Raw genomic sequence first — 21,766 nt, 5'->3', positions numbered from 1 at the left:
TGCCTTCCCGGGGAAATGCCCCACGCCGCCACAGAGCAGGCGCGGAGAAGGTCCGTCTTACATGTGGTCGATCATGACCTGACCGAACCCAGAGCAGCTGACCTGGGTAGCGCCTTCCATCAGGCGTGCAAAGTCATAGGTGACCTTCTTGCTCTTGATGGACTTGCCCATGCTGCTGATGATGAGGTCGGCTGCTTCGGTCCAGCCCATGTGGCGGAGCATCATTTCTGCGGAGAGGATTTCGGAACCGGGGTTCACGTAATCCTTGCCGGCGTACTTGGGAGCCGTGCCATGGGTGGCCTCGAACATGGCCACGTTGTCGCTCAGGTTGGCGCCCGGGGCAATGCCGATGCCGCCCACCTGGGCTGCCAGTGCGTCAGACACATAGTCGCCATTGAGGTTGAGCGTGGCAATGACGCTGTACTCGGCCGGGCGCAGCAGTATCTGCTGCAGGAAGGCGTCGGCGATGCTGTCCTTGACGACGATATCCTTGCCCGTCTTGGGGTTCTTGATCTTCATCCAGGGGCCGCCGTCGATGAGCTCGCCGCCGAATTCGTTCTGGGCCAGGGCATAACCCCAGTCACGGAAGCCACCTTCGGTGAACTTCATGATGTTGCCCTTGTGCACCAGGGTCACGCTGGGCTTGTCGTTGTCGATTGCGTACTGGATGGCCTTGCGCACCAAGCGCTCGGTGCCTTCGCGGGACACGGGCTTAATGCCGATGCCGGAGGTTTCCGGGAAGCGGATCTTGGTGACGCCGAAATCCTCGCGCAGGATGCTGATGAGCTTGCGGGCCTTTTCGGAGCCGGCTTCGAATTCGATGCCGGCGTAGATGTCTTCGCTGTTTTCACGGAAGATGACCATGTTGGTCTTCTGCGGTTCCTTGACGGGAGAGGGCACGCCGTCGAAATACTGGATCGGGCGCAGGCACACATACAGGTCGAGTTCCTGACGCAGAGCCACGTTCAGCGAACGGATGCCACCGCCCACGGGCGTGGTCAGCGGGCCCTTGATGGACACGACATAATCGCGCACGGCGTCCAGGGTTTCCTGGGGCAGCCACACGTCGGGGCCGTACACCTTGGTGGACTTTTCCCCTGCATACACTTCCATCCAGTGGATCTTGCGCTCGCCGCCGTAGGCCTTGGCGACGGCAGCGTCCACCACCTTGAGCATCACCGGAGTAATGTCGAAGCCCGTTCCGTCTCCCTCGATGTAGGGAATGATCGGATTGTTGGGGACATTCAGCGTCATATCGGTGTTGACGGTGATTTTCTGGCCCTCTGCGGGCACTTTGATATGCTGATACATGGTTGCTCCGGTGTGGTTATTAGCAGACTTGTGTGCAAACGGCATGCTGCAGCCCCGGTCAGGCCGCGCATCCAACCGGGAATTCTATCGACAAAAGCCTTGCTCACCCTTACAGAGCCGGGTAATCCCGCCCCTGGCAGTCGGATGCCCCTCGCACGGATTGCACCCCGGGGTTTCTCGCGTTTGCGATCGAGACACACAGCCCCTGATTCGCATGGACTGGAACGGCTGCGGGTGTGGCTACAAAACACCGCCCCGGCGTTTTTTCGCAAAAAAAAAGGGGGGGCCTGTCAATTTCCTGACTGTAGGCGTACACTCCGATCTGCCCTGTAACAAGGGCACCGTTTACAACCCCACTCAAGGATGAATGAAATGAAAAAGATCGTTGCTGCTCTGATCGCTGCTGGTTTCACCGCTGGTGCCTTTGCTGCTGCTTCCGCTCCGGTTGCTGCTGCTTCCAAGGCTGCTCCCGCCAAGGCTGCCAAGAAGGCTCCTGCTAAGAAGGTTGCCAAGAAGGCTGTGGCCAAGAAGGCTCCTGCTGCCAAGGCTGCTGCTTCCAAGTAAGCACACCGGCTTCTTCATGAAAAGACCCGTCTGCGCTCGCGCGCAGGCGGGTTTTTTCATGTCTGACGGCTGGGAGAGGCACGCCTACAATGCAGGCACCCTGACTGATGCAGCCCTGCTGCAGCAGTCCGTCCCCATTTTCCTGTCTGCCATGAAAACCATCCGCTCTTTCGTCTCCTCGGTGCTGCTGACGCTTGCCACGGCCGCATGCGCCCAGATTCCCGTCTCTCCGGTGGGCACGCCCCAGATGCACCTGCCCCGGGCCACCATGCAGGTAGGCCGGCAGTCTTTCAGTGTGCAGCTCGCGCGCACCGAGCCCGAGAAAGAAACCGGTCTCATGTACCGCACCCGCATGCCGGCCAACGAAGGCATGCTGTTTCTGTTTGACCGCCCCGGCATTCAGTGCTTCTGGATGCGCAACACGCGTCTGCCGCTGACGGCCGCGTTCGTGGCCGATGACGGCACCATCGTGAACCTGGAAGACATGCAGCCCATGACCGAGACCAACCATTGTTCGGCCCGCCCGGTGCGCTATGTGCTGGAGATGAACCAGGGCTGGTTCGCCCACCACCATGTGCGTGCCGGCATGCGGATCCGCCATGCGCTGTTCCGCCCGGCTGCGGCAGCTCGCACTCCCGCTCGCACAGCGCACGGCGCCTAAGCCCAGGTCGCTCGTCCCCATGCGCATCGCCCTGGGAATCAGCTATCTCGGCACCGCCTATGCCGGCTGGCAGAGTCAGCCGGATGGCCGTACCGTGCAGGACCGGCTGCAGCAGGCGCTGCAGCGCTTCACGGATGGCCCCCCTGTCCATACGCTGTGCGCCGGCCGCACCGATGCAGGGGTACACGGACTGATGCAGGTCGTGCATTTCGACACCCTCCTGCAGCGCCCGGCAATGTCGTGGGTGCGCGGCACCAACACCTTTCTGCCGCCCGACATCGCAGTGCAGTGGGCCGCCGAGGTCCCAGTGGATTTCCATGCGCGGGCCTGTGCCACGGGGCGGCGGTACATCTACATTCTCATGGAAGCTGCCGTGCGTCCGAGCCTGGAGGCCGGCCGAGTGGGCTGGGTGTTCCGGCCGCTGGATGCCGCAGCCATGCGCGCCGCAGCGGACAAGCTGCTCGGCGAACACGATTTTTCGTCTTTCCGCGCAGCGGCCTGCCAGGCCCTGAGCCCGATCAAGACGCTGCGCCGCATCGGCATCAGCCGCCATGGCGCCTACTGGCGCTTCGAGTTCGAGGGCAACGCCTTTCTGCATCACATGATCCGCAACATCATGGGGTGCCTGATCGCGGTGGGACAGGGCAACCGCCCGCCCGAATGGATCGAGGACGTTCTGGCCGCACGCAGCCGCGATGCCGCCGCCCCCACCTTCGCCCCCGATGGCCTGTACTTTGCGGGCCCCCTCTATGATGCACACTGGCAGCTGCCCGCGCGCACGGCGGCCTTCGACTGGCTGCCAGGCGGACAGGAACAGGAAGCACCGCCTACCGGTGGTGCAGCGCATTCCGCCGCCTGATCCCTGCCTGGCTTCGTGCCCCTCTTCTTTTCTTCAGGAGCCTCCATGCGTACCCGCGTCAAGATCTGTGGACTCACCCGCGAAGCGGACGTGGATGCCGTGGTGCAGGCCGGTGCGGATGCCGTGGGCTTTGTGCTGTATGCACCCAGCCCCCGAGCCGTCACGGTGAATCGTGCGGCCGAACTGGCCCGAAGACTCCCGGCTTTCGTGACACCGGTGCTGCTGTTCGTGAATGCCGACGATGCTCTGCTGGAGGCCGCTGCACAGGCGATTCCGCACGCCACCTGGCAGTTTCACGGCGACGAAACCCCGGAGCGGTGCGATGCCGTGACGCACCATGGGCGGCGCGCCTATCTGCGCGCTGCGCGTATTCCGCTCGTGCCGGCCGATGGCGCGCCGCCATTCGACTTGCTAGAATTTCGACAGCGCTATTCTCATGCCCAGGCCATCCTGCTCGACGCACAGGTCGAGGGGTATGGCGGTGGCGGCAAGGCATTCAATTGGTCACAGCTTCCAACAAACGTCAACGCTCCCCTCGTCTTGAGTGGTGGACTGACGCCTGCAAACGTGGGCGATGGCATCCGTTTGCTGCGTGAGCGCTGTCAGGCTCCCGCGGTGGATGTGAGCTCCGGCGTGGAAAAGGCCAAGGGCATCAAGGATGCCGACAGGATCCGCGCCTTCATGGCTGCTGTCCGCGCAGCCGATCACGCTCACACTCCTTCTGCGTGAATGTGGCGGCCTTGGCCGCTGTGCATGCATCGCCCATGGAGGCCTGCGTGCGACTGCGATCTGGCACTCCCCCCACCTTTTCGATGCACCGGCCGCTGGCCCGGAGCCTGTTGCCTTCGGTCATCGCATCGCCCCGTATTTTTTTTCGAGCATCTTTTCATGTCCAGCTATTCCCAACCCGACGCCCACGGCCACTTTGGCCCTTACGGTGGCGCCTTCATCTCCGAAACCCTGACCCATGCCATCGAGGAGCTGCGCGCGGCCTATGCGCACTACCGCGAGGACCCCGAGTTCATCGCCGAGTTCCAGCGCGAGCTCAAGTACTTCGTGGGGCGCCCCTCGCCCATTTACCATGCTGCACGCATGAGCCGCGAAATGGGGGGGGCACGCATCTATCTGAAGCGCGAAGACCTCAACCACACGGGCGCGCACAAGATCAACAACACCATCGGGCAGGCCCTGCTGGCTCGCCGCATGGGCAAGCCCCGGATCATTGCCGAGACGGGGGCCGGCCAGCACGGGGTGGCAACCGCCACGATCTGTGCCCGCTATGGCCTGGAATGCGTGGTGTACATGGGCGCCGAGGACGTGAAGCGCCAGTCCCCCAACGTGTACCGCATGAACCTGCTGGGCGCCACCGTGGTGCCGGTCGAATCCGGCAGTCGCACGCTCAAGGATGCCCTTAACGAAGCCATGCGCGACTGGGTGACCAACGTGGACAACACCTTCTACATCATCGGCACGGTCGCAGGGCCGCATCCGTATCCGGCCATGGTGCGGGACTTCCAAAGCGTGATCGGGCAGGAGTGCCTGGAGCAGATGCCCGAGCAGAACGAGGGCCGCCAGCCCGATGCGGTGGTGGCTTGCGTGGGCGGCGGCAGCAATGCCATGGGCATCTTCTACCCCTACATAGACCATGCGCAGACCCGTCTCATCGGGGTGGAGGCGGCTGGTCAGGGACTCGACAGCGGCAAGCATGCCGCCTCGCTGCAGAAGGGCGAGCCGGGTGTGCTGCACGGCAACCGCACCTATGTGCTGCAGGATGCCAATGGTCAGATCACCGAAACGCACAGCATCAGTGCCGGCCTCGACTATCCCGGCGTGGGTCCCGAGCATGCCTGGCTGCGGGATACCGGCCGTGCCGAATACGTGGGCATCACGGACCGCGAGGCCCTCGACGCCTTCCACTATCTCTGCCGCACCGAGGGCATCATCCCGGCCCTCGAATCCAGCCACGCCATTGCCTACGCCATGAAGCTTGCGCCGACCATGCGCCCCGACCAGAGCATTCTGGTGAACCTGTCGGGCCGCGGCGACAAGGACATCGGCACCGTCGCCGACCTGTCCGGCGTCGACTTCTACGACCGCCCCTCGATGCGCGGTCTCACCGTCAAGGGAGCCTGATCATGAGTCGCATCCAGACCACTTTTGCCCACCTGCAGGCCCAGGGCCGCAAGGCCCTCATTCCCTATGTGATGTCCGGCTTTCCCGAAGCGGGCTGCACGCCCGACCTCATGCACGCACTGGTGCGAGGCGGGGCAGACATCATCGAGCTGGGGATTCCCTTCTCCGACCCCATGGCCGATGGCCCCGTGATCCAGGCTGCCGGCGAGAAGGCCATTGCCAACGACACAGGCCTCGCGCAGGTGCTCGACGCCGTGCGCATCTTCCGCGAGGGAAATGGGCACACGCCCGTCGTGCTCATGGGCTATGCCAATTCAATCGAGGCCTACAACCTCCATCACGGTGCCCGTGAGGGGGAGCCGGCACACGGCCCGTTCGTGCGCGCAGCCTCCGCTGCGGGAGTCGATGGGGTGCTGGTGGTGGACTACCCGCCCGAAGAGTGCGCCACCTTTGCCCAGGACCTGCGGGAGCACGGCATGGACCTCATCTTCCTGCTGGCCCCCACGTCCACCGATGCCCGCATGGAGCAGATTGCCCGGCTGGCGACCGGCTATGTGTACTACGTCTCGCTCAAGGGCGTGACGGGCTCGGGCGCGCTCGACACCTCGGCAGTGGCCCGCGCCATCCCGCATATCCGCCAGCATGTGTCCATTCCCGTGGGAGTGGGCTTCGGCATCCGGGATGCGGCCACGGCCCGCGCCATTGCCGAACACGCCGATGCCGTGGTGATCGGCAGCCGCATCCTGCAGCTCATCGGCGACCAGAGCGGAGCTGCCATTGCCGAGAAGGCCGCCAGTTTTCTGCAAGGCATCCGCGAAGCGGTCGATGCATAATGCGCCATCCTTTCGAGAAAGTACGTCATCCATGAGTTGGCTGGAAAAACTGTTGCCTCCCAAGGCCACCAAGACCCCCACGTCCGGCGAGCGTCGCACCACGATGCCCGAAGGGCTGTGGATCAAGTGCCCGAGCTGCGAGTCCGTGCTCTACCGCAGCGATCTGGAAAAGAACCAGAACGTCTGCCCCCACTGCGGCCACCATCACCGCATCGGCTCCCGGGCCCGCCTCGATGCCTTCCTGGACCCCGAAGGTCGCTACGAGCTTGGCCAGGAAGTGGTGCCGGTCGATGCGCTCAAGTTCAAGGACAGCCGCAAGTACCCCGACCGCCTCAAGGAAGCGCAGAAATCCACCCATGAGACCGATGCCCTCATCGTCATGGGAGGCAGCATCTGCGGCGTGAATGCCGTGGTGGCCTGCTTCTCCTTCGACTTCATGGGCGGCAGCATGGGCAGCGTGGTGGGCGAGCGCTTCGTGCGGGGCGTGGAACACGCCATCGCCCAGAAGGTTCCCTTCATCTGCTTCACCGCCACGGGCGGCGCACGCATGCAGGAGGGCCTGCTGTCGCTCATGCAGATGGCCAAGACCAATGCCGCGCTCACGCGGCTGGCCAAGCAGCGTCTGCCCTATATCAGCGTGCTGACCGATCCAACCATGGGCGGCGTGAGTGCGGGCTTTGCCTTTGTGAGCGATGTCGTGATCGCCGAGCCCAAGGCGCTGATCGGCTTTGCGGGGCCGCGCGTGATCGAGAATACCGTGCGCGTCAAGCTCCCCGAAGGCTTCCAGCGCGCAGAGTTCCTGCTCCAGAAGGGCGCGATCGACATGATCTGCGACCGGCGCGAGCTGCGCCCCACCATTGCCCGCACGCTGGCCATGCTGCAGCGCATGCCGGCCGATGCCGTGGTGACGGACAGCGTCGAAACCGCAGCCTGATTCTGCCTTCTGCCCTGCAGGCCCGCCCCGAGACCTCCTGGCGGGCTTTTTCATGCCCTGGCGCGACAGGTGGCTGCCCCTGGCGATGCAACATGCCCGCGCCCGAGCGGTTGCAGCGGGCTCACAGGCTCTAAAATAGCTCTTTTGCCCCATTTTCAGGCGGCCCTGATCTTCTTGCATGGCCGCCTGTCGTCTTTTCCATGACCCAGAACAGCCTCCCCCCCTCCACTCCTGCCGTCGACGAAAACCAACTGATTGCCGAACGCCGCGAAAAACTCAAGGCTTTGCGTGCAGCACAGGCAGAAGGCAAGGGAGTGGCCTTCCCGAACGACTTCAAGCCCAGCGACCGTGCCGCTGACCTGATCGTGGCACTCGACGGCAAGAGCAAGGAAGAGTTCGAGGCCGAGATCGAGGCAGGCAAGAAGATCCCTGCCAGCATTGCAGGCCGCATGATGCTCAAGCGCGTCATGGGCAAGGCCAGCTTCGCCACCCTGCAGGACGCCACGGGCCGCTTCCAGATCTACGTCACCCGCGACGCAGTGGGCGAAGGCGTGTACGCCGAATTCAAGCGCTGGGATCTGGGCGACATCCTGGCCGCAGAGGGCTATCTGTTCAAGACGCGCACCGGCGAGCTGTCGCTGCATGCCACCTCGATCCGCCTGCTCACCAAGAGCCTGCGCCCGCTGCCGGACAAGTTCCACGGCGTGGCCGATCAGGAAGTCAAGTACCGCCAGCGCTATGTCGACCTGATCATGGACGAGGCGGCGCGCCAGCGCTTCACTGCCCGCAGCAAGGCCATTTCGGGGCTGCGCGAATTCATGACGCGCCACGGCTTTCTGGAAGTCGAGACCCCCATGCTCCACCCCATTCCGGGGGGGGCCAATGCCAAGCCCTTTGTCACGCACCACAATGCGCTCGACCAGGACATGTTCCTGCGCATCGCGCCCGAGCTGTACCTCAAGCGTCTGATCGTCGGCGGCTTCGAGCGCGTGTTCGAGATCAACCGCAGCTTCCGCAACGAAGGCATCAGTGTCCGGCACAACCCGGAATTCACCATGATGGAGTTCTACTCGGCCTTCTGGAACTACCGCGACCTCATGGACTACACCGAGGAGCTGATCCGCGACACGGCACGCCATGCCTGCGGCACGCTGGCCCTTACCTACCAGGGACGCGAGGTCGATCTCGCCAAGCCCTTTGCCCGCATGACCATCCGCGAGGCGATCCATGCCTACACCGAGGCCGGTGCGCACGTGGACGATCCGGCATGGCTCATCAGCGCCCTCAAGCGCCTGGGCATGAGCGAGGAGAAGGATCGCCTGAGCCAGCGCAGCCTGCCGTCCCTGCAGGTCATGTACTTCGAGGAAGCCGTGGAAGAGCAGCTCTGGGAACCCACTTTCATCATGGAGCATCCCACCGAGATCAGTCCGCTCGCCCGTGCCAACGACGCCAACCCCGACGTGACCGAACGCTTCGAGCTCTACATCACCGGCCGTGAAATGGCCAACGGCTTCTCCGAGCTCAACGACGCAGAGGACCAGGCTGCCCGCTTCCAGGCCCAGGTGGCCGCCAAGGAAAGCGGCGACGACGAGGCCATGTACTACGACGCCGACTTCGTGCGCGCGCTCGAATACGGCATGCCCCCCACGGGCGGCTGCGGGGTGGGCATCGACCGGCTCATGATGCTGCTCACCGACAGCCCCAGCATCCGGGACGTGATCCTGTTCCCCGCACTGCGCCGCGAAGCCAACGCCTGACGCCCACGCCGCGCACCACACACGGCAAGCGGTCCTTCCAGCAGGCCGGTCCCGACGGGGCCGGCCTGTTTTGCATGCGCCTCTCCCCATGCGCTCCGCATGGGTCGATCCGCCAGAAGGCATGCGCCCGCTCCTCTGCATGCTTCTACAATCAGGCCAGCATCCATTCCTTCTGTCTGACCTTTCAGAGACTGCCCCCATGAGTACCGAACCCACCCTCGTCGTCCGCGAACAACCGCCCCATGCCCGCCTGTCGGACTACCGTCTGATTGCCTTTGACATGGACTCCACCCTCATCAACATCGAGTGCGTGGACGAGATTGCCGCGGCCGTGGGCAAGAAGGAGGAAGTGGCTGCCATCACCGAGGCCGCCATGCAGGGCATCATCAGCGACTACAAGGAAAGCCTGCGCCAGCGCGTGGCCCTGCTCGCAGGCGTGCCCGAGGCAGCCCTGCAGAAAATCTACGACGAGCGTCTGCGCCTCAATCCCGGCGCCGAGGCGCTGGTGCGTGCCTGCCAGCAGGCGGGGCTCAAGACCCTGCTGGTGTCGGGTGGCTTCACCTTCTTCACCGAGCGCATTCGCCAGCGGCTGGGACTGGATTTCACCCGCTCGAACCTGCTCGAAGTGGTCGACGGCCACCTTACCGGCCGGATGATCGACCAGCCCTGGGGGGACATCTGTGACGGGAACGAGAAGGCCCGTACGCTGCTGGAAGTCGCCACCCTGATGGGACTGCCTGCCGACCGCACCATCGCCATCGGCGACGGTGCCAACGACCTGCGCATGATGGGCGAGGCCGGGCTCTCGGTGGCCTTCCACGCCAAGCCCGCCGTGCGCCGGCAGGCCATGGTGGCCATCAACGAAGGCGGACTCGATCGCCTGCTCGAAGTGGTTCACTGACGCAGCAAGGCCCATGCCCCTCCTCCGCACGCAACAGCCTGCGTGGTGGGGGATACCGGTTGCTGCTGCATGCCCATGCCGCCTCCTTCCCCACAGACTCCCGAGTCCGCTCCCGCTGCGGTGCGTGTCGAGCCGCCTGCCGGCTTCTGGCGCCGCCGTGGCAGGCGCTGGCTGGTGGAGCTGCTGCTGATTGTCGCGGTCCTGGGTGCCATGCAGGTCTGGCAGACGCGGCACATGCGCACCGGGCAGGCGCCGGATGCGGTCCTGGTCCGCGCGGGAATGGCGTCCTCCCCGAGCACGCTGGGTGCCTGGCGTGCCAGCCACCGGGGGGAGGCCGTGGTGCTGTATTTCTGGGCCACCTGGTGCCCGGTGTGCAAGGCCGAAGAACCCCTCATGGACGGGCTGATCCAGCGCTTCCCTGTACTGCCCATTGCCCTGCAGTCGGGCAGCGCAGCCGATGTGGCCCGCTTCGAGTCCCGGCAGGGGCTGCGCTGGCAGAGCGTGGCGGATGCCGATGGCGGTCTGGCCCGGCTCTACGGGGTGCAGGCCACGCCCAGCTTCGTCATCATCGGGCCGGATGGACGGATCGTCTCCCGGACCGTCGGACTCACCTCCCCCTGGGGGCTGCGCCTGCGGCTGTGGTGGGCCAGGCTCGCCAGCCTCTGAGCCACCACCACCCGCCCCCCCTCTGCGCCCTGCGTGCAGCAGGCTGCTTCAGGCCGATTGCAGCGCCTGGGCCATGCGGTGAATACCCTCCTCGATGCGCGCCTCGTCACAGGTGGCAAAACTCATGCGCAGGCAGGAGGGATCGGGGTGTTCGGCAAAGAACGGAGCCCCGGGCACAAAGGCCACCAGCCGCTCAATGGCGCGCTGGGCCAGCACACCCGCATCGCGCTCCCGGCCCTGGGCGCCGGTGAGCCGCACCCAGAAGAACATGCCGCCTCCGGGCGCCGTGAAGCTCACCGCATCGCCCAGCTCGCGCTGCAGGGCCTCGGCCATGCAGCGTGCCCGTGCGGCATAGGTCTGGCGCACTCGGGTGACGGCCTGCGGCAGGCGGTTGCTCTGCAGGTAGGCGGCTGCCGTGGCCTGGGCGTAGGTGCTGGTGTTGGCGTCGCTGAACTGCTTGCACATGACTGCGCGGGCCAGCAGCTCGGGCGGCGCCACCAGCCAGCCGAGCCGCAGGCCCGGCGACATGATCTTGCTCAGGCTGCCGCAGTGGGCCAGCCAGTCCCGGCTGCCCGGCACCCGGTCGCTGAGCGCGAGCAGGCTGGGCGGCGGCGGAGCATCGAAGTACAGGTCGCCATAGGGATCGTCCTCGACCACCAGGGTCTCGTACTGGGCTGCGAGCTCCAGCACGCGCAGCCGGCGCTCCAGCGTGAGGGTGGCTCCGCTGGGGTTGCCGAAGGTCGGAATCAGGTAGACCAGCCGGGGACGATGCTCGGCAATGAGGGCTTCGAGCCGGTCGGTGCAGACGCCGTCGGCATCGATGGGGGCGCTGATGACCTCCGCACCATACAGGCGGAACGCCTGGATGACGGCCAGAAAGGTCGGCCCCTCGACGATGACCTTGTCACCGGGATTGATCATGCACTTGCCGATGAGGTCAATGGCCTGCTGGCTGCCGGTGGTGATGATGAAGTCGTCGGGCTGGAGGGGGGCACTCTTGCGGTCGGAGTAGTCGGCGATCTGCTCCTTGAGCGGGGCGAACCCCTCGGTGGCACCATACTGCAGCGCAGCTCCGGGCCACTGGGCCAGCGCGTCCGTGGCAGCTGCCCGGAACCCGTCGACATCGAACAGGGCGGGGTCGGGAAATCCGCCGGCAAAGCTGATCACCCCGGGCTTGCCGAGCAGCTTGAACAGTTCACGGATGGCAGAGGTCTCGCAGTGGAGCAGACGGTTGGCAAATTGCATGGAAACTCCTGTGGGCATGGCGAACAGGCGCACCCGCAGCAGCCATGCCACAATCGTCTGTCCGGCAAAGGAGCACTATAGCGCCAACCGCCCTCTCCCGCGACCTCCGCGCCCCTCACCCACCATGACCAAAGACCAGATCGTCCGCTTCTTCTCCACCCTCCAGGCCGCCAACCCGGAGCCCCGCACCGAGCTCGAATACCATTCGGCCTTCGAGCTGCTGATGGCCGTGCTGCTCTCTGCCCAGGCGACCGACGTGGGGGTGAACAAGGCCACGCGCGGGCTGTTTGCCGTGGCACGCACGCCGCAGGAGATGCTCGATCTGGGTCTGGAGGGGCTGGAGGCACACATCTGCACGATTGGCCTCTACCACAGCAAGGCGCGGCACATGCTGGCCACCTGCCGCATTCTGGTGGAACAGTATGGAGGACAGGTCCCCGAAGACCGCGAGGCGCTGGAATCCCTGCCCGGCGTGGGCCGCAAGACCGCCAACGTGGTGCTGAACGTGGCGTTTGGGGAGCCCACCATCGCGGTGGATACCCACATTTTCCGCGTGAGCAACCGCACCGGACTGGCCCCGGGCAAGACACCACTCGCGGTGGAGCAGAAGCTGCTCAAGCGGGTGCCCGATGCCTACCGCCAGCATGCCCACCACTGGCTGATCCTGCTGGGGCGCTACGTCTGCAAGGCCCGCACGCCCGAATGCTGGCGCTGCGCAGTGGCCGATTGCTGCGACTACCGGCCCAAGACGCCAGCCCCCACCCGCCGCTCCTGAGGCGGCATCTGCCCCGGTTCCGTGGGCAGCCGCTCTGTGCGCGAAGGCTGTGTGGAACCTCCACGCGTCGGCCTGCACAAAGGCAGCCCGGCGTGCGGCTGCGTCAGCTGCGGGGAGCCGTCGGGCCTGCCGCAGCCGTGGCGGCAGGATCGACCAGGGGATTGAGGCCAGGCTCGCCCACCTTGTGGAGCAGATTGCGGTCGGTGTGGTGAAAGAGCTCGTCCTGCCCCGCGATCTGCATGAGGGTGTCCTCGTCGTAGCCCCAGGTGCCGTCGGAGTTGAAGGTCACCCGCACCTTGAACTCCAGCGTGCGAAAGGCGCTGTCGAGGAAGGGATTGGAGCAGATGCCCCAGACCGGATCGCCCAGCCGTGCCCGCAGCTCGAAGGTGTCGGCATCAGGATCGACCGTGCCACCGGCCATGACCACCTGCCCGCGCGGAATGGTGAGCGTGTGCATCACGGTGCTGGTGGCAGGCTCCCAGAGCCAGTAGCCGACCTGGTCGTGATAGGTCTTGACCTGGTTGGGCTTGGTGATGAAGACGTGGTAGCGCAGCCCGAAGAGCAGCTGAGGGCCGTTGGTCTGCGGATCGATCGGCTGCAGCTCCATGTGCTCGGTGAATACCTGCTTGCGCGGCCCGTCGGCCTTGGGCTTCACGTCCAGCCCGCGGGTGCCCTCCCACACCCCGGCCATGCGGCGCAGCGGCCCGAGCTGCGCGAGCGTGGCGGGATCGCAGGCCGGCTCGGTATAGAGGTCACGGGAAGGGGAACGCAGGGCGATGGGATCGGAGGAATCGGTCATGGTGCAGGGGGATTCGGTAGTCGAGAAAAAGAAACACGTGTCTGTCTGCATTATGGACTACAGGGGCATACCCGTTTCTTTCCACCTCCGCGCAGGAAGCCCCCAGAGTCCGGCACGATAATGCCGCCATGTCCGACTTCCACGCTGATTCCCTGACGTCCGCTCCGTCCGCCGATGCCTCTCCGCCGGACGACGCACCGGCACGTCCGGCCACTCCCCGGGCCCTGTTCATGGCCTGCACGGCGCTGTCGCTGCAGGGATTCGGCGGGGTGATGGCGATCGTGCAGCGCGAGCTGGTGGAACGGCACCGCTGGTACACGCCGGCACAGTTCGTAGAGGAATGGGCCGTAGCACAGATTCTGCCCGGGCCGAATTCGCTCAATCTGACGATGGCGCTGGGAGAGCGCTACTTCGGCTGGCGGGGCGCACTGGCGGCGGTGGCTGGCATGCTGCTGGCGCCCATGCTGGCGCTGCTGGCCATGGCGGTGCTGTATGCGCGTCTGGCGGATCTGCCGGCGGTGCAGGGTGCCCTGCGCGGCATGGGGGCCGTGGCGGCCGGGCTCATCACGGCCACGGGGCTCAAGCTCGTGCCGGCGCTGCGCACCAATGCCATGGGACAGATGGCCTGTGCGGTGGTGGGAGCGGCGACGTTCGTGGCAGTGGTAGTGCTGCACCTGCCGCTGCTGGGCATTCTGCTCACGGTGGGGTGCAGTGCGTGGGGCTGGGCATGGTGGCGTCTGTGGCGCACGGCGCAGGCACGGCGCAGCGCATCATCGGGAGCGCAGCCATGATCCTGCACCTCACACTGGCGGACTGGCTCGCCTTTGCCTGGCATCTGCTGTCGATTTCGCTGCTGGCCGTGGGCGGCCCCATGACACTCGCCCCGGACATGCACCGCTTCTTCGTCATGCAGCACCACTGGCTCACGGATGCCCAGTTCAGCAGCTCGATCGCGATTGCGCAGGCTGCCCCCGGACCCAACCTGCTGTTCGTCGGCATGCTGGGCTGGAATGTGGGGCTCAATGCCGCCGGAGGCCTGGCAGCCGGCGGGCTCACCGCCTTTGCGCTGGGGGTGGGCGGCATGGTGCTGGCGCTGGCGAGCCTGCTGCTGCCGAGTGGGGTGCTGGTGTACTTTGCCTCGCGCTGGGCCCAGCGCAACCGCCACCTCACCGGGGTGCGGGCCTTCAAGACCGGTCTGGCCCCCATGGTGGTGGCGCTGCTGCTGTCGACGGGCTGGCTGCTCGCGTCGGTGTATGACCAGCCGACCCGCGACTGGCGGCTGTGGCTCCTGATTGCGGCCTCCACCCTGCTGGTGCTGCGCACGCGCGTGCACCTGCTGTGGCTGATTGCGGCCGGAGCGGTGCTGGGGGCGGCAGGGCTGGTCTGAAGGGGGTTGTCAGGCGCTCTTGTCCGATACGCCGGCGCTGTCGAAGCTGGCCATGTCGCGCAGCACGGTGCAGGCCGACTGCAGCAGGGGCCAGGCCACGGCGGCGCCGGAGCCTTCGCCGAGCCGCATGCCCCAGTCGAGGAGCGGCTTGGCTCCCAGGGCATCGAGCATGAACTGGTGGCCCGGCTCTCCGGAGCGGTGGGCAAAGATGCAGCGCTGCAGCACCCGGGGCTCGACACGGGCCGCCACCATCAGGGCGGCGGTGACGATGAAGCCATCGACCAGGATCACGCGGTTTTCGGCCGCTGCCTGCAGCATGGCGCCGACCATGGTGGCCATTTCGAATCCCCCGAACGCGGCCAGCACGTCGAGCGGCGCAGTGGCCTCGGGGTGGGCGGCCAGGGCCTGCCGCAGGATATTGGTCTTGCGCAGCACGCCTGCGTTGTTGAGCCCGGTGCCTGCGCCGGTGCAGGCGGCGATGTCGATCTGGCACAGGCGCGCCAGAATGAGCGAGGCGGCCGAGGTGTTGCCGATGCCCATTTCGCCCAGCATGAGGGCATTGCCCGGCAGCGCCTGCACGAGGGTCTGCCCGTTGCGGATGGCCAGTGCGCACTGGTCGTCGGTCATGGCGGGGCCCTGGGTGCAGTCGGCCGTGCCGTAGCCGACTTTGCGCACGAGCAGCTGGTCGCGCGGCGCAAAGTCGTGCGCGACGCCGCAGTCCGCCACCGACAGGGCAATGCCGTTCTGACGGGCGATCACCGAGACGGCTGCCCCGCCGGCGAGATAGTTCTCCACCATCTGCCAGGTCACGTCCTGCGGGTAGGCAGAGACGCCACGCTTGACGAGGCCATGGTCGCCGGCGCACACGAGCATCTGGGGAGATTCCAGCACAGGCGCTGCGGTGCGCAGGATCAGCCCGATGCGCAGTGCGATGCCTTCGAGCCGTCCGAGCGAGCCGACGGGCTTGGTCTTGCGGTCCAGGGTGGTCTGGAGCGTGTCGCGCAGCGCGGGATCGTCCAGATCGGAAACGGGAGCAAATTCGATGTCTTGCATGATGCGGATATCCATCCTCGAAAAAAAGAAGGGGGAGCAGCAGCGTCAGGGCTGCACGAGGGCGTGCAGGGTCTCGGCGCCGAAATGGGTTTCGACGAAGGCGGCCATGCGCTCGAAAGTCTCTTCCAGCGGCGGCGGGGCAGCGCCCCACAGCGCCTGCAGGATGTGCGGATGCTCCAGCATGCCGTGCAGGTACAGGCCGAGCACGTTGCCGACATGCGGATTGGCGGCGGTGGCCGCGCCGTTGATCCACCCCAGGGGAGCGGCGCCGTCGGCAGCCGAGGCCAGCACCGGCAGTGCCCGATGCCCTGCGCGCAGCATGGCCGGATGCGGCGCGGTCTGCCCCATGTGAATCTCGTACCCCGACAGCGGCTGGCCCGCGAGAGCGGACCAGGCCCCAGGCCAGGCCGGAGCCTCGCTGCTTGCGCCTTCGGTCGGCCGGGTGCCAAAGGCACCGGACCAGTGGCGTACCGTCTTGCGTGCCGTGAACAGGGTGACCAGCGGCAGCAGCCCGAGTCCCGGCGCATTGGCATGGCGGGCTCCGGGGCCCCCTTCGAGCCCGTCGGTATCGATCACTGCCTCGCCCAGCATCTGCAGACCGCCACAGATGCCGAGCACCCGCCCGCCGCGCGCAGCATGGGCACAGATGGCCGCATCGAGCCGGCGTTCACGCAGCCACTGGAGATCGGCCGCGGTGTGCTTGCTGCCCGGCAGGATGAGCGTGTCATGGGGCTGCAGGTCACCCAGGGCGGCCGGATCACGCACCCAGCGCAGGCGCACGCCGCTGCCCGGCAGGGCGGCCAGCTGGCGCAGCGGCTCGAATTCGTCGAGGTTGCTCAGGTGCGGATAGGCCACGATGGCGATGATCCGGGTGGCCTCGCCCTGGGCCTGTCCCACACCGGCATCGTCGAAGACTCCATCCTCCTCCGGCAGGCCATGTCCGCGCCACAGGGGCAGCGTGGCGAGCGTCGGCACGCCAGTGCGCTCGCGCAGCATCTCAGGGGCGGGTGCGAGCAGCCGGGCATCGCCCCGGAACTTGTTGAGCACGAAGCCCCGAATCAGGGCGCGGTCCGACTCGGGCAGCAGGGCCCAGGTTCCGTAGAGGTGCGCAAAGGCACCTCCGCGGTCGATGTCGGCCACCAGCAGGCAGCGGGCCTGCGCATGACGCGCCACGCGCATGTTGACCACGTCGCTGGCGTAGAGATTGATTTCGGCGGGCGATCCCGCGCCCTCGATGAGCACCAGGTCGTGGCTCGCCTGCAGCGCGTCGAGTGCTTCGGCCACGGCAGGCCAGGTGTGGCGGGGACGTTCACGCCAGGCCATGGCGGTGAGCCCGGGATGCACCTGCCCGAGCAGCACGACCTGGCTGCGCGTGTCTGCCTCGGGCTTGAGCAGCAGCGGGTTCATGCGCACGTCAGGTTGCGTGCGCGCAGCAAGCGCCTGGAAATACTGGGCGCTGCCGATCTCGCCCCCATCGGGATGCTGCGCGGTTCCGCCCACTACCCGGGCGTTGTTGCTCATGTTCTGCGCCTTGAAGGGGGCCACACGCAGGCCCTGGTTGGCATACCAGCGACACAGGGCCGTGGTGAGCCAGCTCTTGCCGGCGTTGCTGGTGCAGCCCAGCACCATCAGGCAGCGTGCCGGACGGTGTCCGGTGGAAGTGCTCATGGATTTCCATCCTCCAGAATGTTCTGCCAGGCCTGTGCGAGTGCCTCCCGGGCCTCCGGGGTGTGCACACACAGCCGCACTTCGCCGGGCAGACCAAAGCTCGTGCAGTCCCGCAGCTTGATGCCACATCGACGCAGCGCCCCCAGCACCGCCTGCGGAGAGTGCCCTGCCGGCCAGGGGGGCCGCGCCACCAGAAAGGAGGCGATGCTGGGCCGCACCTGCCAGCCGGCCTGTTCGAGCTGAGCCACCTGGGCCTCTTTCCATGTGCGCAGCATGGTGCGGGCCTGCTGCAGCCAGCGCTGGGTGTCGTCCCGCGTCCAGGCATCGAGCAGGGCCACCCCATGCGCTCCCAGCGGCCACGAGGGCGCCAGATCCACCAGCTCTGCCAGTGCCGACGCTTGCAGCCCGCGAGGTGCCACGGCATAGGCTGCACGCAGTCCGCACAGCCCCAGGGCCTTGTTGGGCGTCCAGAGCTGCCAGACGGCGTCGCGGTCGAGTCCCGGCGCTGCCTCCTCGTCAGTGAGGGTCAGCGGGGCATAGGCCCCGTCGAGCACGACCACAGCGTTCGGGTCGCGGGCCTCCCAGTGCGCGGGCAGCACGAGCGCCTGCCCCAGCGGGCTGGAAGGCGCACACAGCCACACCAGGGCGGCGGCACGCACATCGTCCACAGGCAATGCCCCCTGCAGGGCCGCCTGCCGGGCGTAATCGACATAGTGATGCGGCGGCAGCCACACAGTGGGCATGCCCTGCGGAGCCCGGAGCCGCGCCTGTCGACAGGCCCACTGCGTGAGCCGGGCGATGAGCTCGCTGCCGCTCGCCCCGATGACGATGCGCGACTCATCCACCGCGTGAAACCGCGCCATCCGGGCACGCAGGGCCGCATAGGCCGGATCGGGATAGCGGGTCGGATCCACGGCCGCCAGTCGCTCCCGCACGCCGGGGCAGGGACCTGCGGCATTGCTGTTGGTCGAGAAGTCCCACGGGGCCGCCCCCTGGGCATCCGTGCCGCCATGGCAGCGCACGTCCATCGGCAGGGATGCCGTCATGCGCGAGCTCCCCACTGGCAGGCCAGCGCCGTCAGGAGTGCCATCACGCTGAGCACCGCAGTGCCGCCATACACCACATGCCGTGCCAGCCGCACGGCCACGGCAATGTCGCCCGGCAAAGGTGCCCTGCCCTGCGGATGCAGGATGTAGACCCCCGGCTTGCGCAGATGCACATCGAGCACCAGGGCCGCAGCCGCCATGGGCCAGCCACTGTTGGGCGAGGGCGTGCGTCCTGCCTCCCGCACCAGCGCTCCCAGCGCGCGGTGCCAGCAGGCCGGCACCGACAGCACCCAGACCAGGGCCGTCAGCCGCGCAGGCACCCAGGCCAGCACATCGTCGATGCGTGCCGCCCACTTGCCTGCCCATTCCCAGACCTGACCTCGGTGCACCCCGCGATAGCCCCACATGGAATCGGCCGTGTCCGCATAGCGCCACAGCGCCGCACCGGGCAAACCCGCCACCAGAAACCAGAACAGAGGAGCCACCACCGAGTCATTGAGATTCTCGGACAGGCTCTCGATCGCGCTTTCGCGCACCGCTGCGGCATCGAGCTCCTGCACGTCGCGGCTCACGATGCGTGCCAGCTGGGCCCGCCCCTCGGGCAGCGACCGCGCCAGCGCCGCATCGACCGCTCCGACTTCGTCCGTCAGCATGCGACAGGCCAGCAGCGGCTTGAGCAGCACACCAGCCAGCACGGCGCCCCATGCCCAGGGCAGCTGCGCCAGTCCCCACTGCAGCAGGCCGGCACAGGCCAGCACGAGCAGCGCTCCGGCCCACCAGGCCAGGCTGCCGCGCCACAGCGACGGCCCATCGCGCGGGACGGCCTCCGCTCCCCCTCCTGCGCCGAGGACAGGCCGGCGCACCTGCGCCTGCAGCCAGGCACCTGCGCGCGTGAGGTAGCGCCCCATCCACACCACCGGATGCCAGCGGGGTGGCGGCTCGCCGATCCAGGCATCGATGACCAGTGCCAGCCACACAGCCGCCACCAGGGCCACCAGTCCCTGAGCCAGGACGCCCGGAGCCGGGGCGTTCCAGAACCATCCGATCAGGCCCATCATGCCCGTCTCCGTGCAGCAAGCCGCCCGAGGCCAGCTCCGCGCCTGCAGTCACCCCATGTGGTGCGGCTGATCCTGTTCACGGCGCGCGTCCACGCCTCAGGCGTGCTCGGTCTGTCGACGGGGCTGCATGCCCAGCCGCTCGATGAGCTGCAGGTCGGCCTCGACGTCGGGGTTGCCGGTGGTGAGCAGCTTGTCGCCATAGAAAATCGAATTGGCCCCGGCCATGAAGCACAGTGCCTGCGTGGTGTCATGCATCTGGCGGCGACCGGCCGACAGGCGCACCCGTGCCTCGGGCATGGTGATGCGCGCCACGGCGATCATGCGCACGAATTCGAGCGGGTCGATGTCCTCGGCATCGGCCAGCGGCGTGCCCTCGACCTTGACCAGATTGTTGATCGGCACGCTCTCGGGATAGCGCGGATGCAGGTTGGCCAGCTGACCGATCAGCTCGGCCCGCTGGCGACGGTTCTCGCCCATGCCGATGATGCCGCCGCTGCACACGCTCACGCCCACGTTGCGCACGTTCTCCAGCGTGTCGAGCCGGTCCTGGTAGTCGCGCGTGCTGATGATGTTGCCGTAGTTCTCGGGGGCGGTGTCGAGGTTGTGGTTGTAGTAGTCCAGACCTGCCTCACGCAGGCGCTCGGCGTGATCCTGCGTCAGCATGCCCAGAGTGCAGCAGGCTTCCAGCCCCACATCCTTGACGGTCCTGATGAGCGTGACCACCTGCTCGATGTCGCGATCCTTGGGCGAGCGCCAGGCCGCTCCCATGCAGAAGCGGGTGGCCCCTGCGGCCTTGGCCGCCTCGGCCGCCTCGCGCACCACATCCGCGCCCATGAGCTTGCTGGCATCCACGCCGGTGTCATAGTGCGACGACTGGGGGCAGTAGCCACAGTCCTCGGGGCAGCCGCCGGTCTTGATCGACAGCAGCGTGGCCAGCTCCACCTCGGTGGGATCGAAATGTTCGCGGTGCACCTGCTGGGCACGGAACATCAGCTCGGGGAAAGGCAGCTCGAACAGCTCCTCGATGTCCTCCACGCGCCAGCGCCGCGTGCTCTGGGGCTGGGCCGCGCCCTTCTTGGGAACGCAGAAATGGATGGACTGCTCTGCGTCGCCATGGCATGCAGAGGGGTTGAAGGTCGTGGATTCGGACATGGATCACTCTCTCTCAATGCGGCTCCCTCCGGGGAGCCCGTAAACAAATCAAATCATCGCAGCGGCTGCAAAGGGACGCCGCACCACGGCGGCGCCCATTCTCTGCGGCTCCGGCTGCAGCAGGTGGCGCGCCGGGCAAGGGCCGGATTGTGCCCCAGTTGGCCGGGCCAGACCTGACATCTGGCTTGCGGCGCATCCCTGATGCGAACTGCTGCCGGCTCAGTCTGCCTCTGGTCCTCCGCGGGTATCGTGCCCTTCCAGGAAGGGCGCAGACTCGCCCCAGCGATTCTCGTACACCACGTCGGACAGCGGCATGCGCCGCGCCCAGCGCTCACGCTGCAGCATGGGCTCCTCGTAGAACGCGGGCACCGGGCCGATGCACAGCAGCGCCAGGGGCGTGGCGCCTTCGGGCAAGCCCAGGAGCTCCGACATGTCGACCGGATCGAAGATCGACACCCAGCCCACGCCCAGCCCCTCGGCCCGCGCGGCCAGCCACAGATTCTCCAGCGCACAGCCCACCGAGGCAATGTCCATGTAGGGCATGGTCCGGCGTCCAAACACGTGCCGCTCGCGCCCGTCCATGAGACACACCGCCAGCAGCTCGGCTGCCTCCCGCAGCCCCTCGACCTTCAGCCGCATGAAATCCGCCTGCCGTTCACCGAGCGCTGCCGCCGTGGCCAGCCGCTCGCGCTCCACACAGGCATGGAGCCGCTCGCGCAGGGCCGCATCGGTGATGCGCATGAAGCGCCACGGCTGCATGAACCCCACGCTCGGCCCCCAGTGCGCCGCCTTGAGCAGACGCTCCAGCACCTCGGGCTCCACCTGGGCGCCTGAGACAAAGTGCCGCATGTCGCGCCGCTCGACGATCGCCCGGTACAGCCCCGCCCGCTCGGCCCGGCTGTAGCGCACCTCGTCGCCAGACTGGTCTGGCGCTTCCCCTTGCCGGAATTGGCTCTGTTCCACG

At 66.8% G+C, this 21,766-nt stretch carries 22 protein-coding genes; 13 read left to right on the top strand and 9 right to left on the bottom strand.

The window, feature by feature from the left end; translation table 11 throughout:
* Window positions 1–57 precede the first annotated feature (57 nt).
* The gene (gene icd, locus ACP2WS_RS07740) at window positions 58–1,311 is read right to left on the bottom strand and encodes an NADP-dependent isocitrate dehydrogenase (RefSeq protein WP_374492277.1); all 1,254 of its coding nucleotides are present in this window, start codon (window positions 1,309–1,311) and stop codon (window positions 58–60) included.
* Window positions 1,312–1,683: 372 nt separating this feature from the next.
* On the opposite strand from icd, the gene ACP2WS_RS07735 reads away from it, so the two are divergent.
* The 10 genes from ACP2WS_RS07735 to ACP2WS_RS07690 all read left to right on the top strand — a co-directional run bounded on the left by ACP2WS_RS07735 (window position 1,684) and on the right by ACP2WS_RS07690 (window position 10,619).
* Window positions 1,684–1,875: a hypothetical protein gene (locus ACP2WS_RS07735; protein ID WP_374492276.1), complete on the top strand. Its 192-nt coding sequence runs from the start codon at window positions 1,684–1,686 to the stop codon at window positions 1,873–1,875.
* A 151-nt stretch (window positions 1,876–2,026) separates the two neighbouring features.
* Window positions 2,027–2,536 (top strand): DUF192 domain-containing protein, encoded by a 510-nt coding sequence (locus ACP2WS_RS07730; protein WP_426460279.1) that lies wholly within the window; start codon window positions 2,027–2,029, stop codon window positions 2,534–2,536.
* A gap of 19 nt (window positions 2,537–2,555) precedes the next feature.
* Window positions 2,556–3,395, top strand: coding sequence for a tRNA pseudouridine(38-40) synthase TruA (truA, locus tag ACP2WS_RS07725; RefSeq protein ID WP_374492324.1), 840 nt, complete (start codon window positions 2,556–2,558; stop codon window positions 3,393–3,395).
* Between the two features lie 45 nt (window positions 3,396–3,440).
* Entirely contained in the window at window positions 3,441–4,124 is a 684-nt protein-coding gene (locus ACP2WS_RS07720) for a phosphoribosylanthranilate isomerase (protein ID WP_374492274.1), read from the top strand.
* Between the two features lie 159 nt (window positions 4,125–4,283).
* Window positions 4,284–5,528 carry a tryptophan synthase subunit beta gene (gene trpB / locus ACP2WS_RS07715; RefSeq protein WP_374492273.1) on the top strand — a complete coding sequence of 415 codons (1,245 nt, stop codon included), beginning with the start codon at window positions 4,284–4,286 and terminating at the stop codon, window positions 5,526–5,528.
* 2 nt (window positions 5,529–5,530) lie between these two features.
* Window positions 5,531–6,361, top strand: a complete 831-nt coding sequence (trpA, locus tag ACP2WS_RS07710) for a tryptophan synthase subunit alpha (RefSeq protein WP_426460277.1) — start codon at window positions 5,531–5,533, stop codon at window positions 6,359–6,361.
* A gap of 31 nt (window positions 6,362–6,392) precedes the next feature.
* Complete coding sequence (gene accD, locus ACP2WS_RS07705; protein WP_374492270.1) at window positions 6,393–7,295, top strand: acetyl-CoA carboxylase, carboxyltransferase subunit beta; 903 nt, start codon at window positions 6,393–6,395, stop codon at window positions 7,293–7,295.
* A gap of 200 nt (window positions 7,296–7,495) precedes the next feature.
* Window positions 7,496–9,052: a lysine--tRNA ligase gene (lysS, locus tag ACP2WS_RS07700; protein ID WP_426460276.1), complete on the top strand. Its 1,557-nt coding sequence runs from the start codon at window positions 7,496–7,498 to the stop codon at window positions 9,050–9,052.
* 199 nt (window positions 9,053–9,251) lie between these two features.
* Complete coding sequence (serB, locus tag ACP2WS_RS07695) at window positions 9,252–9,953, top strand: phosphoserine phosphatase SerB (protein ID WP_426460275.1); 702 nt, start codon at window positions 9,252–9,254, stop codon at window positions 9,951–9,953.
* 75 nt (window positions 9,954–10,028) lie between these two features.
* Window positions 10,029–10,619, top strand: coding sequence for a protein disulfide oxidoreductase (locus ACP2WS_RS07690; protein WP_426460274.1), 591 nt, complete (start codon window positions 10,029–10,031; stop codon window positions 10,617–10,619).
* Window positions 10,620–10,667: 48 nt separating this feature from the next.
* Here the strand turns inward: ACP2WS_RS07690 and ACP2WS_RS07685 are convergent, their stop codons facing one another.
* The gene (locus ACP2WS_RS07685; protein ID WP_374492266.1) at window positions 10,668–11,864 is read right to left on the bottom strand and encodes an aminotransferase-like domain-containing protein; all 1,197 of its coding nucleotides are present in this window, start codon (window positions 11,862–11,864) and stop codon (window positions 10,668–10,670) included.
* 124 nt (window positions 11,865–11,988) lie between these two features.
* Between ACP2WS_RS07685 and nth the strand changes: the two genes are divergently transcribed.
* The gene (nth, locus tag ACP2WS_RS07680) at window positions 11,989–12,639 is read left to right on the top strand and encodes an endonuclease III (RefSeq protein ID WP_374492264.1); all 651 of its coding nucleotides are present in this window, start codon (window positions 11,989–11,991) and stop codon (window positions 12,637–12,639) included.
* A 103-nt stretch (window positions 12,640–12,742) separates the two neighbouring features.
* Here nth and ACP2WS_RS07675 read toward each other — a convergent pair whose 3' ends face one another.
* Window positions 12,743–13,438, bottom strand: a complete 696-nt coding sequence (locus ACP2WS_RS07675) for an FABP family protein (protein WP_374492263.1) — start codon at window positions 13,436–13,438, stop codon at window positions 12,743–12,745.
* 128 nt (window positions 13,439–13,566) lie between these two features.
* Between ACP2WS_RS07675 and ACP2WS_RS07670 the strand changes: the two genes are divergently transcribed.
* Window positions 13,567–14,229, top strand: coding sequence for a chromate transporter (locus tag ACP2WS_RS07670; RefSeq protein WP_374492262.1), 663 nt, complete (start codon window positions 13,567–13,569; stop codon window positions 14,227–14,229).
* Entirely contained in the window at window positions 14,226–14,825 is a 600-nt protein-coding gene (locus ACP2WS_RS07665; protein WP_426460272.1) for a chromate transporter, read from the top strand. The genes ACP2WS_RS07670 and ACP2WS_RS07665 overlap by 4 nt, the downstream gene beginning before the upstream one ends.
* Before the next feature lie 9 nt (window positions 14,826–14,834).
* Here the strand turns inward: ACP2WS_RS07665 and cobT are convergent, their stop codons facing one another.
* The 6 genes from cobT to bluB form a co-directional block, all read right to left on the bottom strand.
* Window positions 14,835–15,878, bottom strand: coding sequence for a nicotinate-nucleotide--dimethylbenzimidazole phosphoribosyltransferase (gene cobT / locus ACP2WS_RS07660; RefSeq protein ID WP_426460271.1), 1,044 nt, complete (start codon window positions 15,876–15,878; stop codon window positions 14,835–14,837).
* Between the two features lie 45 nt (window positions 15,879–15,923).
* Entirely contained in the window at window positions 15,924–17,546 is a 1,623-nt protein-coding gene (locus tag ACP2WS_RS07655) for a cobyric acid synthase (protein WP_426460270.1), read from the bottom strand.
* Window positions 17,543–18,592: an aminotransferase class I/II-fold pyridoxal phosphate-dependent enzyme gene (locus ACP2WS_RS07650; protein WP_426460269.1), complete on the bottom strand. Its 1,050-nt coding sequence runs from the start codon at window positions 18,590–18,592 to the stop codon at window positions 17,543–17,545. The genes ACP2WS_RS07655 and ACP2WS_RS07650 overlap by 4 nt, the downstream gene beginning before the upstream one ends.
* Window positions 18,589–19,647: an adenosylcobinamide-phosphate synthase CbiB gene (gene cbiB / locus ACP2WS_RS07645; protein WP_426460303.1), complete on the bottom strand. Its 1,059-nt coding sequence runs from the start codon at window positions 19,645–19,647 to the stop codon at window positions 18,589–18,591. The genes ACP2WS_RS07650 and cbiB overlap by 4 nt, the downstream gene beginning before the upstream one ends.
* 99 nt (window positions 19,648–19,746) lie before the next feature.
* Complete coding sequence (gene bioB / locus ACP2WS_RS07640; protein ID WP_426460267.1) at window positions 19,747–20,802, bottom strand: biotin synthase BioB; 1,056 nt, start codon at window positions 20,800–20,802, stop codon at window positions 19,747–19,749.
* Between the two features lie 219 nt (window positions 20,803–21,021).
* The gene (gene bluB, locus ACP2WS_RS07635) at window positions 21,022–21,765 is read right to left on the bottom strand and encodes a 5,6-dimethylbenzimidazole synthase (protein WP_426460265.1); all 744 of its coding nucleotides are present in this window, start codon (window positions 21,763–21,765) and stop codon (window positions 21,022–21,024) included.
* Between the last annotated feature and the right edge of the window lies 1 nt (window position 21,766).

The organism is Brachymonas moutaii (nom. illeg.) (assembly GCF_049977365.1).
Classification (GTDB): Bacteria; Pseudomonadota; Gammaproteobacteria; order Burkholderiales; family Burkholderiaceae_C; genus Brachymonas.
This window is presented reverse-complemented; position numbering and strand designations above follow the sequence as displayed.